Source organism: Campylobacter jejuni, from assembly GCF_001457695.1.
Lineage (GTDB): Bacteria > Campylobacterota > Campylobacteria > Campylobacterales > Campylobacteraceae > Campylobacter_D > Campylobacter_D jejuni.
On the sequence record NZ_LN831025.1, the window covers coordinates 1,553,003 to 1,569,150 of the forward strand.

A 16,148-nucleotide genomic window follows, 5' to 3' on the forward strand; every position below is an offset into this window, starting at 1 on the left:
AGGAAATTATACACAATTATCCCTACAAAAGTAGGGATTTTTAGAGATTTTCAAAGCTCTTTTAACATCCTTTCATAAGCAGCTTTAGTTCCTGAGCGGACATTAGTAAGTAAACTTGCAATAATAATCACCACCGAAGCTGCTAAAAATCCTGGAACTATTTCATAAAGACCCGAATTTGCAAAATTCTTCCAAAGCACCACAGTAGCAGCTCCCGTTATCATACCTAAGATCGCTCCTACTCTTGTCATCCTACTCCAAAATAAAGAAAAAAGCATTACAGAACCAAAAGAAGCTCCAAATCCAGCCCATGCATAAGAAACTATACTCAAAACACTTGAATTTTTATCAGTAGAAATCAAAAACGCTATTACAGCTACTAGTAAAACACCTAATTTACCTAAATTTAATACAACATGACTTGGCGCATCTTCTCTAAAAATCTTTTTATAAAAATCTTCCACTATAGTAGAACTTGAAACCAGCAATTGTGAACTTGCCGTACTCATAATAGCCGCTAAAATAGCACTGAGTAAAATACCTGCTATCCAAGGATTAAATAAAAGCTGCGACATCACGATGAAAATCTTTTCAGGATCTTGCAAACTTAATTCAAATTTATGCACATAAGCTATGCCCAAAATACCTATCATACAAGCACTTAAAAGACAAACCACCATCCAAGCAATACCTATAAAAGTGGCCATAGTAATATCTTTAGTAGAACGAATCGACATAAAACGCACTAAAATATGTGGTTGACCAAAATAACCCAAACCCCAAGCAAGTGCAGATATAATGCTTATAACTCCTACTCCTTCGCCCATAGATAAAGCTTGTGGCTTTATTTCTCTTACTATATTCATCGCTTCACCAAAGCCACCTAAATGATAAAGCATAACCAAAGGCACAATGATTAAAGCCATCATCATTAAAAGCCCTTGTATCATATCCGTCCAACAAACTGCCTTATATCCACCTAAAAAAGTATAAGCAACAATAATAATCGTTCCAGTAGTTAAAGCATAATCATATCTGATACCAAAAGTACTTTCAAAAAGTTTTGCTCCACTTACAAGCCCTGATGAAACATAAAAGGTAAAAAATATCAAAATTACCACCGCACATACGATGCGCAGTATATGTTTATCATCATCAAAACGAGTTTCAAAATAATCAGGAATAGTCAAAGAATTTGCAATCACACTGGTATAAATTCTAAGTCTTTTTGCCACAAAAATCCAATTTAAACTAGCTCCTATAGTAAGCCCAATTGCAATATAAGAATCTATAAAACCACTTACATATAAAGCTCCTGGTAATCCCATTAAAAGCCAACCACTCATATCAGAAGCCCCTGCGCTAAGCGCAGATATCACAGGCCCCATAGTACGCCCACCTAAAAAATAATCTTCTGAATTTTTATTTTGCTTATAAAAATAAAAACCTATATAAAGCATCAATAAGGCATAAACTACAAACATCACTGCTATTGGGGTATTAATTTGAACCACTTCCATCAATCTCTCCTTGATCATTAAGATATTGCTCTAATGCCTAAATTTCCATAGCGATGAAAAGATATACTTAAAGCTTTTTCATTAAAATAATTTAAAAGTTCAAAACGACCATTTAACAATGGCTTTTCTCTTATGATGATTTTAGCAAGCTTTGCAGCCTCTTTATAAATCTCATCATTTACATCTGGCTTTGCTAAATAACGCACTCTTTCATATTCTTTAATACTCTTGATAAAATTTTCTTTATTTTCTTTTAAAAACAATACTTTTGCTCCTATGCTTTGAACAATTCGTTCTATCATACTAACATCTTGTTCATCATAACTGATACTTAGATCAATATTTGCAATATTTGCACCTAAAACCACACCTAAAACATCTTTTAAGCTTTCATTTCCACAAAGTCTTAAAACCATATTCTTTATTTTAGTATAAGAAAAAAGATTATCTTCTCCACGAATATTGACATAATCTTTTGAAACACTAAACTCATTTTTATAATGATAAGCATAAGATTGAGACATTTGAATTAAATCGTTCATAAAATCTTGTGCTTCTTTTAAATCTATTTGTGCTAATTTTTTTGAAAATTTATCTTCAATTAAATGATCATCAAAATCTTCTTGCTTAATCTCTAAAAATTGAGTGATATAATTATAAATTCCCACTTTTCTACCCAAACCTATGGCAGATTTTTTAATCCCACCAAAAGGTTGACGCAGCACTATAGCCCCTGTGGTTGGTTTGTTAATATAAATATTTCCTGCTTCTATGTAAGTGTGAAAATACTCCCATTCTCTTTCATCTAAGCTTTCAAAACCTGCAGTTAAACCATAACCTGTGGAATTTACTATATCAATAGCTTCTTTTAAGTCTTTAGCCTTCATTACACTTAAAATCGGTATAAAAAGTTCATTCATATGAGTAAAATCACCCTTTTTAGTGCCATATTTTATGCCTGGAGTCATCAAATAAGGATTATCCTTTAAAAACTTAGGTTTTAATGCCCATTCTTCATAAGGTTGTAATTCATCTAAGGCCTTTTGAACTTTAGAACTTGGCTTATCAGCTAAAGTACCTAATTTATTTTTAAATTCAAAAGGATTGCCTACTGCCATAGAACTTGCAGCATCTACTAAAGTCTTTTTAAATTCTTCATCATGATAAACTTCTTCTTCTAAGACTAGCAAAGAAGTAGCTGAACATTTTTGACCGCTATTGCTAAAAGCAGAATGAATGATATTTTTAATCGCACTATCACGATCAGCAAATTTAGAAACTATAGTCGCATTCTTTCCGCCCGTTTCAGCACTTAAAAGCAAGGTTGGATTAGCTTTTAACATAGCATAAGCAGTATCCTCTCCTCCTGTAAGAATTGAAAATTTAATCGCTTCATCAACAAGTAAATATTTAGAAATATCACTTCCTTTTGAAGGTAAGAAAATCAAAGCGTCTTTTGGAATACCTGCATCCCAAAAACACTTACAAAGCATATAACCTGTTAGAGTTGAAAGTGAAGAAGGTTTGTAAATCACCACATTACCTGCAGCTAGTGGTGCAGCTATGGTGCCCACTGAAATCCCTACAGGAAAATTCCAAGGAGCTATGGTAACCCCTATGCCCTTAGGTGCGAATTTAACTTTTGGATTTTGTTTTTTAAGCTCTTCTAAAGAGTGCGGATAAAACTCTATAAAATCAATAGCCTCGCTTACTTCAGGATCGATCTCTAAAAAGGTTTTGCCCACTTCTAAAGCTGCCAAACCTATTAAATCTCCCCTTCTTTCTCTCATAAGTTTTGCGCTTTTGGCTAAAATTTGATAAATTTCATCATGACTTTTTTGTGTAAATTTGGAATTTTTAGCTACTTCTAAAGCTTGTTTGATTTCTTTTTCTCCTGCTAAATAAGCCTTTCCTATCACTCTATCTTCAATCTTATCTTTAACTTCTAAAACATTTAAATTTTCTGCTTTAAAATCAAGCTCACCTATAACAGGATAAACATCATAATCTTTTAAATTTTCATATTTAGCTTTAATTTCTTTAGCCCAAACTCTATTTTGCACTAAAATAAAATCTGTATCACTTTCATTGCTAAATTTTTTACTCTCGTAAGAACTTGTGATATTTTGCTCTTTATTTCTATCTTGCTTACGATGTGTAGTATTATCAAGAGTTTTTATACCTTCTAAAGATTTTAAAAAAAGTTCTTTTTGGATATTCCAGTTTTTATCTCCTACTTTAAGATTGAAAAAATAACGCATAAAATTATCTTCACTTGTATTTTCATCAAGGCGTCTTACAAGATAAGCAATAGCATTGTTAAAATGTGCTTCATCACAAACTGGGGCATAAAGGATTAAATCATGCATTTTGGATAATTGATAAGAACATTGCAAACTCATACCTTCAAGCATTTCAAAAGTAAAAGAATCTAAAGCACCCGCTTCACTTATGCGTGTATAAGCATAAGCAATCTCAAAGATATTATGACTTGCAATTCCTATGTTGATGTATTTATAATTATCTCCTTCAAGAATAAAATCAAGCATTTTATTATAATTGCTATCAGTATCTATTTTTTTGTAAAAAGTAGGAAGCTCCCAGCCTTTTTGAGATGCAATAGTTTCTTCACTTTCCATATTAGCACCCTTAACAAAACGGATCTTAATAGGCTTCATACCTTTTAAAACCCTCTCTTTTGAAAAAGCAAAAAGTTTTTTAAGATACTCATAAGAATCAGGAATATAAGCTTGCAAAACAATCCCCGCTTTAATATCAAATTTAGCCACACTTTCCATAAAAGCTGCAACAGTAAGTTCTAAATCTCTAAATTCTTCCATATCCAGATTGATAAATTTAGATACACCTTGTTTTTTCTCTTCTTCTAAGGCTAAAGCATAAAGATAATCTAGTCTTTTTACTACCTCTTCTTTGGAATAATCAAAATCTATAATATTAATTTGTGAAAAAATCGTAGTAATTTTTATGGAAATATAAGTGATATAACTTGATTTTAAAGCGTCTTCATATTTTTGCATACGATATTTACTCTCAGCTTCACCTAAAACCTCTTCGCCGATTAAATTCACATTTAAAGTGATTTTATCTTGCTCTTTTCTTTTTTTAATATGCGGCTCTAAAACACTAGGGTTTGCATCTAGAACCATAGCTTTAGTATCTTCTCTTAAATGTTTGACAAAAAAAGGTACACTTAAATTAGGAGCAAATTTGCCAAAATTTAAAAAGCTAAAAAGTAGGAATTTTTCAAAAGTGCTAAAAAAATCCGCTATGCCATATTTACTCAAAGTATATTCTATAAGCTCAAAACTTGCATTTTTATCTTTACATCTAAAAGAACGATCTAAAAGTTCTATAAGCATAACTTTATTTTTGGGATTATTAAGAAGTTTTTGCATTTTAGCATGAAATTCTTTTTCAGAATTTGAAATATTGGCTTCTATTTGTCCTTGCAATTCTTCAGCTAAGGCTAAAGCTTTTTGTATCATTTCGTATCTCCTAAGATAAAATAAATTTTAATAAATAATATATAAATAAGATAAAAATAATATTTTAAATCATATAAAATGTATAAAAAATGATAAAAAAAATTTTAATGGGTATATAAGTAACAAAAATTAAGAAATGATAATATCATTTTCTTGCTTATTTACAACCTTGGCAATAATTTTAGCTTGAATATTTTCATCTTCTAGTTTTTTTAAACATTCTAAGGATTCTTTTTCACTTATAGAAATTAAAAGTCCTCCTGAAGTTTGCGGATCACAAAGTAATAATTTTTCTTCATTTAAATCAGGGATAAGTTCTTTTATAAATTCTAAATTTTTATAAGCTCCAGCAGGAATTAAACCCATATTAAAATACTCTTTTACTCCATCTAAAAAAGGAAGTTCACTTTCAAAAATTTCAAAAGAAATATTTTTATTTAGCATTTCTTTTAAATGTCCTAAAAGTCCAAAACCTGTGACATCACTCATGGCATTTGGATGAAATTTAAGAGCAATTTGACTGGCTTTATAATTTAACTCCATCATACTTTTAAGCATTATATCTAAATGTTTTTGATTTAACATTTGTGCCTTTAAAGCTGTACTTAAAATTCCTGTTCCTAAAGGCTTGGTTAAAATGATACAATCTCCAACTTTAGCCGTATTATTAGCAATAAATTTACCAGGATGTACTTTTCCTGTAACACTAAGTCCAAAAAAAAGCTCAGTGCTTTCTATAGTATGGCCACCCACAACTAAAGCATTGCATTCTTGAACCTTATCATTTGCACCTTCTAAAAGCTCTTTTAAGATATTTACATCATGATTACAAGTATCAAAACCTACTATATTTAAGGCATTAATTACCTCTGCACCCATAGCAAAAACATCGCTTAAAGCATTTGCTGCAGCAATAGCACCAAAATGATAAGCACTATCTACTATAGGAGTGATAAAATCAAGCGTTTGCACCAAAGCTAAATCGGGACTGATTTGATATACGCTTGCATCTTCATTATTTCCGATATCACTAAGTAAAGCAGGAGTTTTTTGCATGAAATTTAAAATTGTTTTAAGACCACCCGGGCTTAATTTCGCTGCTCAACCTGCTGCTTTAACAAAATGCGTTAAATTTTGATTTTTATATTGCAGTGTTTTTCCTTATAGAGTGATGATTTTTGCTTTACCAAAAAGCTCGTTTAAAATTTCATAAGCATTGCCTATATTTCCTATTTTAAGTTCTTTACTTTTATTAAAAAATTCTAGACAAGCTCCACAACTTATGATCTCAATACCTAAATTTTCAAGTTCTTTCATAGCTAAATGTGCTTTATGATTTTCATCAACATTGATTAAAACACTTTCATTTACGCAAAGAATTTTACTTGGAGCATGATCTAAATTTGTTAAGGTACTTAAAAATCCTACAAGTAAATTTTGTCCCAATTCACCCTCACCCACTTTGTCGGTTTTTAAAAATAAAACATTATAATCGTGAATATTTACTTCACTAGAATTAAAATTCTTTTTTTGTACTTTGATGCAAAACTCTTGTGCATTTTCATCTATAATAGGATTTAAATTTAAAGAGTTAAGAAATTTTACAACATTATTTTTTGAAATAATAGAATTTAAAACAATTTCTAAAATTTCATTTTCTTGAAGTTTTTCAAGAGCGTTTTTTGTTTCAACTATAGGCTGAGGACAAGAAAGATTGCGACAATCAATTTTCATTATTTTTCCTTGATATTAGCTTTGAAAAATAATATTATTTTATTACTTGTTTTGTGTTTAAAAATTTTAAATAATATAGAAAAAATTTAAAAGCTCAAAAATGAGCTTTTTTTAAAATCTTTTTTTATTCACATCTTCAAGAATTGCCGCAGCAATTTGATTAACTTCATTTGTTATATTATTGGTAACATTTGCAACTTCGACATTTTCCTTAGTTACAGTTTCAAGTTGTGCTATAGCATCGTTAATCTGTGTGATTCCTGCTGTTTGTTCTTTTACAGATTCTGCTACTTCATTTACGCTTTGAACAAGTATATTAATATTTGCCTCGATTTCAGATAAGGATTTTCCTGTTCTTTCCGCAAGCTGTCTTACCTCATCTGCAACAACTGCAAAACCACGCCCATGTTCTCCAGCACGTGCAGCTTCAATAGCTGCATTTAAAGCAAGAAGATTCGTTTGCTCAGCGATATCTTTAATCACATTGACAATATTTTTTATATCATCAGCTTGCGAAGCAACCTCAACTGTTTTTCCACTTACATTTTGCATAGAAGAATTAATCTCCTCTACAGCTGCAGCCGATTGTTCTAAAGAACTCGCTTGTGCATTAGAGCCATCAGCAAGTTTTTGCATAGAATTTTTTAACTCTTCTGACTGATTGGCTAAATCTTTAGCAAAATTTGAAGAAGCTACAAGCATCTTTTTAATTTCTTTACCTAAAATATTAGTTGTAATCTCAACTTCGCCTTTAGCATCAAGTACCTCTGTGCTAAAATCAAGCGCTTTATAACTATCAAAAACTCTATTAATTTCATTCATATTAGAACCAATTTTACTTTGCAAAACATCAAGCATTCTATTAAGAACATTTTTAAGTTCTACTAATTGAGGGTTTATAGGATTTTTAGTAATTCTTGCAGTTAAATTACCTTTTTCGATTTCTCTAGCAGTTTGCACCGATTCATCTACAGCATTTTGATCTTGTTCTAAAGATATTTGAATCTTTTCAATATTTTCATTTATGATTCTGCCCATTGCTCCTAGCTCATCATTGGCACGAATTTCAATAGCCTTAGGTTCAATTTTTTCATGGTTTAAAAAACGGAAAAATGATTCTAAAGAACTAAGAATCACAGGCAATCTAGATGCGACAATTTTTCTTACGCAATAATAAACCACTCCTAAAACAATAAAAATAAAAATAAAAGATGCACCAATAATAATTAATTGTAATTTTTTCAAAGGTTCAAAAACTGAATATTTAGGGGCAGTTACCAAAACCGTCCAAGAACTATCTTGCACTTTAAAACTATTAATCGCAGCATAAGAATCATCACCGTCAAAAGCTATATAGTTAAAAACTCCATTTTTTCCTTCACTCATAGCCTTATAAGTCTCTTGTGCACCTTTATTAGGATTGACATCTTTTAAATTTTTTAAAACCAAATTTTTATTAGGATGAATTGCAACAAGACCATCTGAATTTAAAAGAATTCTTAATTCTCCATTATATTTTTGACTCTTAGGGTCTAAAAGATAAGTAGCAATAGCCGAAAAATCCAAAGTCATACCGATAACACCTACAACTTGATTTTTTCGATCAAAAATAGGCATAGCAACATTTACAGCATCAAAATCTTGACCTTCTAAATTCATCTTAATAGAACGGCCTATATATACTTTATTTTCCCCATATTTTGCTTTTTTTAATATATCTTGCACAACTTGCAGATTAGCTATTTCATCACTAGCTTGTATTGCTTTTATTCCGCCTTTATTATCCTTTTCTTCATCAGCGTAAAGCATGACAAATTTTCCGCTTTGAGTATTGAAAAATTTACTCTCTTCTTTAAAGTATTCTGGCGGATCGATAAGATACAAATAAGTAAAATTAGAATAAGCACTATTATCAAAAGTATTGGTTATAATATTTGTTATATTATCTATATCTAAATCTTCTTTAGAGGTTGATCTAAACATTTCTGTTAAAGTACCTGAAATACTTTTATTTAAAGCGATCATTTCCCCAAAAATTCCTTGAGTTTGGGTAGCATATTCTTTCGTGATAGAAGCAAGAATATCTTCTGTATTTTTAGTAATATTTTGACTTACTTGTTTTGTGATTAATGATATTAAAATAACAAGTCCAATAACAACAACAGTTGCCACAGAAAAAATAAGTTTTAAACCTATATTTAAAGATTTAAACATCTTATAACTCCTAAAAAATAAAAAATTTAGATTCTAATTTTAACATATTTTTAAAAAAATAATATTAATTAATTATAAAAATATTATGTATTAGTATTTTTTGATAGAAGATTTATTTTTTTCCTTTTAAAAACAGTTCTTTAAAGCGTTTATTAGCGTATTCTTCTATATCTTTTTGTAAAATAGAGTAATTTTCCATTAATTCCAAAGCTCTAGGAGTAAGTTTTGTTCCTGATTCTTTAGAGCGTCCTTGTCTTGTGCTAACTAAGATTTCTTGAGAATTTTTTTGTAAGGTTTGTAAATGCATCCAAGCTTTTTTATAATTAATCCCCATAAGTTTAGAAGCATGCAATAAACTACCTGTTTGTCCGATAAGTTCTAAAAGTTCTGTTTTTCCTCGTCCAAAAAGCAAATCTCCATCCGCATTTTCAATCCAAGTTTTTGTTCTTACTATAAATTGCTTACCTTTTTTTTCTTTAAAACAACCAAGTTGACAATACTTTACATCAACCTTATAAGCTTTTAAAGCTGAACGCATACTTTTAAGCCCACAACCTTCTTTAGCAATATCTCTTGCATCTTTACAAAAAATTCTACGCTTTTCATCTAAACTAGGTTCTATTTTTTTAAGCACTTCGATCTTTGCTTTTTCAAAATCTAAATGTCCAAATTGCCCCAACTCGCAATTATCAATTCTCATGTGATTTTCATCGGCTAATTGTCCGATTTTTTCTATATTTACATTAAATTTCTTTGCAATTTTAAAAGCTGTACCACAATCTAATTTTTCATTACTATTTAACAATTCTCTCATATATGAGATGATTTCTTTTTCTTGATTTTTATCCATGAATTCTAAATTCTCCACTATAAATATTGATCTTATTTTCTCTAGCAAAACCACAAAGCGTTAAATCAAATTTTCTTGCTATCATAACTCCTAGACAAGTAGGAGCCGTGCGTGAAACAAGCACTGGAATTTTATGCATAACTGCTTTAGCTACCATTTCAGAACTTAGCCTTCCACTAACCATTAAAAAACATTGACTTAAATCAACCCCAGCTAAACGCGCTTTTCCTAAAGCTTTATCTATGGTATTATGCTGAGCTATATCTTCACCTATAAAAAAAGTTTTCTCATCTACAAAAAGCTTAGCCGTATGTACACAGCCTGTTTTCTCATAAAGCTCGCATTGAGTATAAAAAGTACTCATTTGTTTTAAAATTTCATCTTTGCTAAATTTTGCATCAGAACTAATTTTACTCGCTTCAATAGCTTCTGGATCGATATTGGCAGTATGTGCTCTACCGCAACCACTTATAACTACACCTTGGGCATTAAGCTTTGCTAAATTTTCTTTATCAATCTTTGCTTTAATATGCACACTCATACCATCATCTTTTGTTTCTATGCTCTCAATATCGCTTACTTTCGCAATGATATTTTCACTCATTAAATATCCTATTGCTAATGCCTGTTCATCTACAGGAGTTGCCATTAAAGCACCTACTTTTTCATCATTAATAAAAATTTCAAGTTTAATTTCACGCACTAAAGTATCATCGCATGTAAAAGATTCATCACCTTTATATTTTAAAATTTGAGTTGTAAATAACGGATCCATACCTTATCCTTTAAATATCTTTAAATAATATTATATCAAAAAAACATAAATAACAAATTTATATATGGAAAAATAGATTTTAGATTCAACTTATAAAAGAAAATTCGTTCTATTTATTTCAAAAAAGCTTAAAACTACCGCTATGTAATAACATAGCGGTTAAAGATTAAATTTTTACATTAGGATCATAAGAAAAACTAGGTTCAATTTGCTTTTTATTGCTTAATTCTTTATACCAATAAGAATGTAAAATATAAACCTCTTCTTCTTCTTTATAACCACTAATCATAGAATGGATACTGCCTTTGATTGCAAATACTGCCATATAAATATGCACGCCAAAAAACACTGCACACACTATACCCAAGAAATTATGCACTATAGCTGAAATTCTTAAAAGTTCAATTTGAGTTAAACCAAAAAGACCTTGAATTGCCGTGGAATTAAAATCAAGAAAATACATAAATCCACCTGTAATTATCATCAAAAATCCACCAAATACAGCTATATAATACCAAGATTTTTGACCAAAATTAAACTTACCTGCAGGTACAGGACGTTTTACTTTGCTTAAATAACCACCTACTATCATCATCCATCTGATATCATAACTTGCAGGAAGCATTCTTTTAATCCACCATAAAAACATAGGGATTATAGAGATGATAAATAAAATCGTTGCAAAAGCATGTAAATTTTTACAAACCCTTACAAAAAGTCCGCCTCCAAAAGTCGCCCCAAACATCATCACAAAACCAGTTGGCACTAAAATCACCCAAGAAATTGCCGCGATAAAATGAAAAAGTCTTTCAAATAATGTAAAAGCATAAATTTTCTTTCCATCGTGTGAAAATTGCTTAGGTCCTATAACCATATAATGCAAAGCAAATGCAGATAATACCGCAATAACAGCGATTAAAGCTATAGTAGCTATATATTCACCTTGCAAAGTTGTCCAAAGTTTGCCAAAAGTATCATAATTTGGGATATTTGTAATACGATGAAAATCCCAAATTTGAGTATCTTGTCCCATTCTCTCGCTACCATAAGCAAATAAACTCACTACGCTTAATAAAAGCGTTACAAATACTTTTCTCATAAGCGTTCCTTTCCTGTGTAAGCAATCTTCCATTCCAAACTTTCCGAAGGATTTGGAATGCCATAATTTCTATTCATAAGTCTATTATGATAAATCTCTTCTATTTTAGAACTTTCACCTACTAAAAGTGCTTTTGTTGAACACATCGCAGCACATACAGGGACTTTTCCTTCTGCGATACGATTTTGACCATAAAGTTCTCTTTCTTTTTCTGAATTCGTTGCTTCAGGGCCACCTGCACACATAGTACATTTATCCATAATGCCTTTATTTCCAAAAACACTATCTTTTGGAAATTGTGGTGCACCAAAAGGACAAGCATAAAGACAATATCCACAACCTATGCAAATTTCTTTATCATGCAAAACAATACCATCAGCACGGATGTAAAAACAATCCACAGGACAAACGATAGAACAAGGAGCATCATCACAATGCATACAAGAAATAGAAGTTGAAACTTCTTTTCCTTGAATTCCTTCATTTAAAGTAATCACACGGCGGCGGCGAATATGAATAGGAAGCTCGTGTGCTTCATCACAAGCTATCGCACAACCATTACAATCAATACAACGCTCATTATCACAAAAGAATTTCAAGCGTTCTTTTTCTAAATTTGCAAAATTTACCTTACTCATTTTCCATCCTTACTGATTCTACAAAGCCCACCTTTAGTCTCTGGAATCTGACACATGATATCATAACCATAATTTGTTACCGTATTAGCACTTTCTCCGCTTGCATAAGGCTTAGTTCCTTCTGGGAAATTGTGCGTTAAATCCACGCCTTGCATAACTCCTGTAAAATGGAAGGGCAAGAAAATCATGTCTTTTGCCACGCCCGGATTTACTTTCACTCTAACATGAATCTTGGTTCCCTCTGGAGAATGCACCCAAATCCTATCTCCTGCTTTGATGTTTTGTTCTTTTGCCAGTTCAGGATTGATCTCACAAAACATTTCAGGCGTTAAACGCGTTAGATACATAGACGCTCTATTTTCCATACCTGCACCATTTAAATTCACAAGCCTTGCAGTTACCAAATTTAGTGGGAATTCTTTAGAATAATCCTTAGCTTGTTGCACAGAAACAAATTTAGTATCCACACGATAAAGTGCTTTTTGGTCTTCAAAACTTGGGTATTTTTGCACCAAATCATTTCTTGGAGAGTGCAAAGGTTCACGGTGGAGTGGAATTTTATCTTTAAAGGTCCAAACTACAGCTCTAGCTTTAGCATTTCCATAAGGAACTATGCCTTTTTCTATACATTTAGTTGCTATGATATTGCTATCATCATAAGACCAAGTTGATCCCATTTTAGCTTTTTCTTCTGCACTTAAAGTGATGCCTAAAACTTTTTCTATATTATCTTTAGTAATTTGCGGATAACCTGTATTAATAGGCGAATTTAAAGGTGCATTGTTAGCCAGCAAACTTTCTCCTTCATACTCAAGTCCAAAATTGTTTCTAAAGCCCATACCGCCTTTTGCTACTTCAATGTCGGTATTATAAAGCACAGGAGAACCTGGATGCTTATCACTCCAGCAAGGCCAAGGAAGCCCGTAATACTCGCCCGCAAGTTCGTCTTTTCCTTCTAAAGTTACCTCATCAAATTTATCCCAATGTAAAGTATGTTTTTTAAGCCTTTGGGGACTCCAGCCATTAAGTCCTATGCTTCTAACTGCTTTTGCAATTTCTCTTGTTGCATTTTCAGGCCAAACGATCTCACCTTTTTCATCGCGTAAAGTTTTGGTAAAGTCTTCATAAAAGCCTAATTTTTTAGCAAGTTCAAATAAAATTTCTTGATCTTCCATGCTTTCATAAAGTGGGTCTATAACCTTAAATCTCCATTGCCCACTACGATTTGTAGCCGTTACACTTCCGCTTGTTTCAAACTGTGTTGCTGCAGGTAAAAGATAAATTCCATCTTTTCTTTCTGCGATAATCCCTGCTTCATTGACAAAAGGATCAGCCAAAACTAAAAGCTCTAAAGCTTCCAAACCTTCTTTAACTTTTACTTGTTGTGCAGTCGAAGTGATACCATTTCCCATAACTACCAAAGCTTTTAAAGGTGTTCCTGCATTATCGATAGCATCATTTCCATCTTTTCCATTTAAAGCTGCTGCCCACCATCTAGCAAGTGAAAGTCCGGTTTTATGCATCCAATCTTTACTTACAAAATTTCCCAAAAGCCACTCATAATCCACACCCCAAATTTTGGCATAGTATCTCCAAGTCGCTTCATTTAAAGGATAATAACCAGGTAAATTTTCACTCAAACAAGCCATATCCGAAGCACCTTGAACATTATCGTGTCCGCGTAAGATATTAACTCCGCCACCAAATTTACCTATATTTCCAAGTACCATTTGCACAATAGGTGCTAAACGTGTATTTGAAGTTCCTACAGTATGTTGAGTTAAACCCATAGCCCAAATAAGCGTAGTTGGTTTGTTTTTAGCTACTTCGTGAGTGATTTGCACCAAAAGTTCTTTAGAAATTCCCGTAACATTTTCTACTTCTTCGGCTGTCCATTTTGCTGCTTCTTCGCGAATTTTATCAATTCCAAAAACTCTTTCATCAAGATATTTTGTATCTTCCAAGCCTTCATCAAAAATGATTTTTAACATTCCATACATGAAAGCAATGTCAGTTCCTGGACGAATTCTTGCATAAATATCCGCTTTTGCTGCACTTTTTGTAAATCTAGGATCTACAACGATAAGCTTTGCACCTTTTTCTTTTGCTTTTAAGAAATGTCTAAAACCCACAGGGTGATTTACCGCTGGATTTGCTCCAATGATAATGATACATTTACTTCTTTGGATGTCTCCAAGATGGTTTGTCATAGCGCCATAACCAAATGTATTCGCCACACCGGCGACTGTTGCGCTGTGTCAAATTCTAGCTTGATGATCTACATTGTTCGTTCCAAAAAATGCTGCAAATTTTCTTATATAATAAGCTTGTTCATTATTAAGTTTTGCAGAACCTAAAAACATAACACTTTCAGGATTTTCTTTACGATAAGCAGCTAGTTTTTCTCCGATCTCACTTAAAGCTTGCTCATAACTTATGCGTTTCCATTCTCCATTTTCTTTTTTCATAGGATATTTTAAACGCACATGTGAACGCACCATATCGATCATATCAGATCCCTTGCAGCAATGTCCACCTGAACTCACAGGATGATCTTGAGCGATTTCTTGACGCACCCAAACACCATTTTGCACTTCTGCAATAATCCCACAGCCTACAGAACAGGCTGTACAAACTGTTTTTACTTTTTTACTACCTTCATAAGCTTCTTTAAGCTCATCAGCACTCGCTTCTCTTAAAGTTTCACTTCTAGCAAGCAACGGTGTTGCTAGGCTTGAAAGTGCTGCCATTTTAAGAAAAGAACGACGCGTAAGCTTGATATTTTCACCTACACTTGACATTACTCAGCCTTTATATAATAATTTTCCCAATTAGCACTTCTTTGAAAAAGCACTTCTTTTTTCTTACTTTTACCTTTAACCAAATCTTTTCTTTCTTCATCTTTAGCTAGAGCTAAAGTTGTGCTACCAAGCACTCCAGCAGCCCCTAAGGCAAAAGCGGATTTTTTAAGAAATTCTCTGCGATTTTTCACGAGTCCTCCTTTGTTTATTTGCTTCTCTTCTTAAAAATTCTGAACGCGATAGATCGTTTTGCACTTTTTTAGAATTTATTTTTGCAGGTTTTTCCACTTCAAAGCAAAGTCTTTCAAATTCCATAAAAGCCGATGCAATACTTGCAATTTCCTTATATAAATTCGCATTTTTATTCATGAAAACATCGCCTAAAAACTCATCAATGCTTTTATTGATCACTTTTTCAAAAAGCTCTTTGGCTAAATCATCTTCATTTTGCCTTAAAAATTCACTCATCAACAATAAACAAAATCCAACACTATCTTCACTTTCTTTAAAAAATTTTTCATTGCGTCTTATTTTACTTTTGACTAAAATTTGACGCACGCAAAGTAAAGGATTTGAATTTTCAAAACCTTCTTCTATGTAAGAAAAAGTCGTTGGAATGCTATTTTTAAGACTTAAAAAAAGCAAATCATATTCTTTAAAAAATGCTTGTATAGAATTTTCATCATCTAAATGCTTAAGCAAGATATCAAAATTTGATTTTAAATTTTCATCAAATAAACATTCTTGCATTGTCTTTAAATACTCTTGTAATTTTGACAATCTTTCTTCAGAAAATGAAAAAACAAAAAGCTCTCCTAGACATTGATAATAAAGACTTCTAGCTAATCTTAATTTTTCCAAATCCATTAAAGCTCCCATGCATTCAAAATTTTCAAAAATAGCTTTAAATTTTGCTTGAATGAATATTATGCAAAATATACCTAATATTCATTTTAAAGCCGATTTTTAAATCGATTTATCTTAATACTATTTGATTTAAAAATCACTGAA

12 protein-coding genes are annotated in these 16,148 nt (G+C 31.7%); all 12 read right to left on the reverse strand.

Translation table 11 applies throughout. The annotated features are described in order from the left end of the window. Positions 1-50: 50 nt before the first annotated feature. Positions 51-1,520: a sodium/proline symporter PutP gene (gene putP / locus AT682_RS07880; RefSeq protein WP_002883385.1), complete on the reverse strand. Its 1,470-nt coding sequence runs from the start codon at positions 1,518-1,520 to the stop codon at positions 51-53. A 17-nt stretch (positions 1,521-1,537) separates the two neighbouring features. After that, positions 1,538-5,026, reverse strand: coding sequence for a proline dehydrogenase family protein (gene putA, locus AT682_RS07885; protein ID WP_002883386.1), 3,489 nt, complete (start codon positions 5,024-5,026; stop codon positions 1,538-1,540). A gap of 129 nt (positions 5,027-5,155) precedes the next feature. Further along, positions 5,156-6,178, reverse strand: coding sequence for a selenide, water dikinase SelD (gene selD / locus AT682_RS07890; RefSeq protein WP_079263890.1), 1,023 nt, complete (start codon positions 6,176-6,178; stop codon positions 5,156-5,158). Between the two features lie 9 nt (positions 6,179-6,187). After that, positions 6,188-6,760, reverse strand: coding sequence for a sulfurtransferase-like selenium metabolism protein YedF (gene yedF, locus AT682_RS07895; protein WP_002872331.1), 573 nt, complete (start codon positions 6,758-6,760; stop codon positions 6,188-6,190). A 111-nt stretch (positions 6,761-6,871) separates the two neighbouring features. After that, the gene (gene ccaA, locus AT682_RS07900) at positions 6,872-8,974 is read right to left on the reverse strand and encodes an aspartate chemotaxis receptor CcaA (RefSeq protein WP_004307087.1); all 2,103 of its coding nucleotides are present in this window, start codon (positions 8,972-8,974) and stop codon (positions 6,872-6,874) included. A gap of 112 nt (positions 8,975-9,086) precedes the next feature. After that, the gene (locus tag AT682_RS07905) at positions 9,087-9,824 is read right to left on the reverse strand and encodes a winged helix-turn-helix domain-containing protein (protein ID WP_002855349.1); all 738 of its coding nucleotides are present in this window, start codon (positions 9,822-9,824) and stop codon (positions 9,087-9,089) included. Continuing rightward, the gene (gene fdhD, locus AT682_RS07910; protein WP_004307090.1) at positions 9,817-10,599 is read right to left on the reverse strand and encodes a formate dehydrogenase accessory sulfurtransferase FdhD; all 783 of its coding nucleotides are present in this window, start codon (positions 10,597-10,599) and stop codon (positions 9,817-9,819) included. The genes AT682_RS07905 and fdhD overlap by 8 nt, the downstream gene beginning before the upstream one ends. Positions 10,600-10,765: 166 nt before the next feature. Next, the gene (fdhC, locus tag AT682_RS07915) at positions 10,766-11,698 is read right to left on the reverse strand and encodes a formate dehydrogenase subunit gamma (RefSeq protein ID WP_004307091.1); all 933 of its coding nucleotides are present in this window, start codon (positions 11,696-11,698) and stop codon (positions 10,766-10,768) included. Next, a complete protein-coding gene (fdh3B, locus tag AT682_RS07920; RefSeq protein WP_004307093.1) occupies positions 11,695-12,336 on the reverse strand; it encodes a formate dehydrogenase FDH3 subunit beta in 642 nt (213 codons plus the stop codon). The genes fdhC and fdh3B overlap by 4 nt, the downstream gene beginning before the upstream one ends. Next, positions 12,333-15,137: a molybdopterin-dependent oxidoreductase gene (fdhA, locus tag AT682_RS07925; RefSeq protein ID WP_079263891.1), complete on the reverse strand. Its 2,805-nt coding sequence runs from the start codon at positions 15,135-15,137 to the stop codon at positions 12,333-12,335. Before fdhA ends, fdh3B begins: the two co-directional genes overlap by 4 nt. Next, positions 15,137-15,328, reverse strand: coding sequence for a twin-arginine translocation signal domain-containing protein (locus tag AT682_RS07935; RefSeq protein ID WP_002851537.1), 192 nt, complete (start codon positions 15,326-15,328; stop codon positions 15,137-15,139). Before AT682_RS07935 ends, fdhA begins: the two co-directional genes overlap by 1 nt. Continuing rightward, a complete protein-coding gene (locus AT682_RS07940) occupies positions 15,303-16,016 on the reverse strand; it encodes a TorD/DmsD family molecular chaperone (protein ID WP_016818335.1) in 714 nt (237 codons plus the stop codon). Before AT682_RS07940 ends, AT682_RS07935 begins: the two co-directional genes overlap by 26 nt. Between the last annotated feature and the right edge of the window lie 132 nt (positions 16,017-16,148).

Coding starts and splice junctions, on each gene's coding strand:
- putP (WP_002883385.1), bottom strand. CDS start 1,520: ATGGAAGTGGTTCAAATTAATACCCCAATAGCAGTGATGTTTGTAGTT.
- putA (WP_002883386.1), bottom strand. CDS start 5,026: ATGATACAAAAAGCTTTAGCCTTAGCTGAAGAATTGCAAGGACAAATA.
- yedF (WP_002872331.1), bottom strand. CDS start 6,760: ATGAAAATTGATTGTCGCAATCTTTCTTGTCCTCAGCCTATAGTTGAA.
- ccaA (WP_004307087.1), bottom strand. CDS start 8,974: ATGTTTAAATCTTTAAATATAGGTTTAAAACTTATTTTTTCTGTGGCA.
- AT682_RS07905 (WP_002855349.1), bottom strand. CDS start 9,824: ATGGATAAAAATCAAGAAAAAGAAATCATCTCATATATGAGAGAATTG.
- fdhD (WP_004307090.1), bottom strand. CDS start 10,599: ATGGATCCGTTATTTACAACTCAAATTTTAAAATATAAAGGTGATGAA.
- fdhC (WP_004307091.1), bottom strand. CDS start 11,698: ATGAGAAAAGTATTTGTAACGCTTTTATTAAGCGTAGTGAGTTTATTT.
- fdh3B (WP_004307093.1), bottom strand. CDS start 12,336: ATGAGTAAGGTAAATTTTGCAAATTTAGAAAAAGAACGCTTGAAATTC.
- AT682_RS07940 (WP_016818335.1), bottom strand. CDS start 16,016: ATGGGAGCTTTAATGGATTTGGAAAAATTAAGATTAGCTAGAAGTCTT.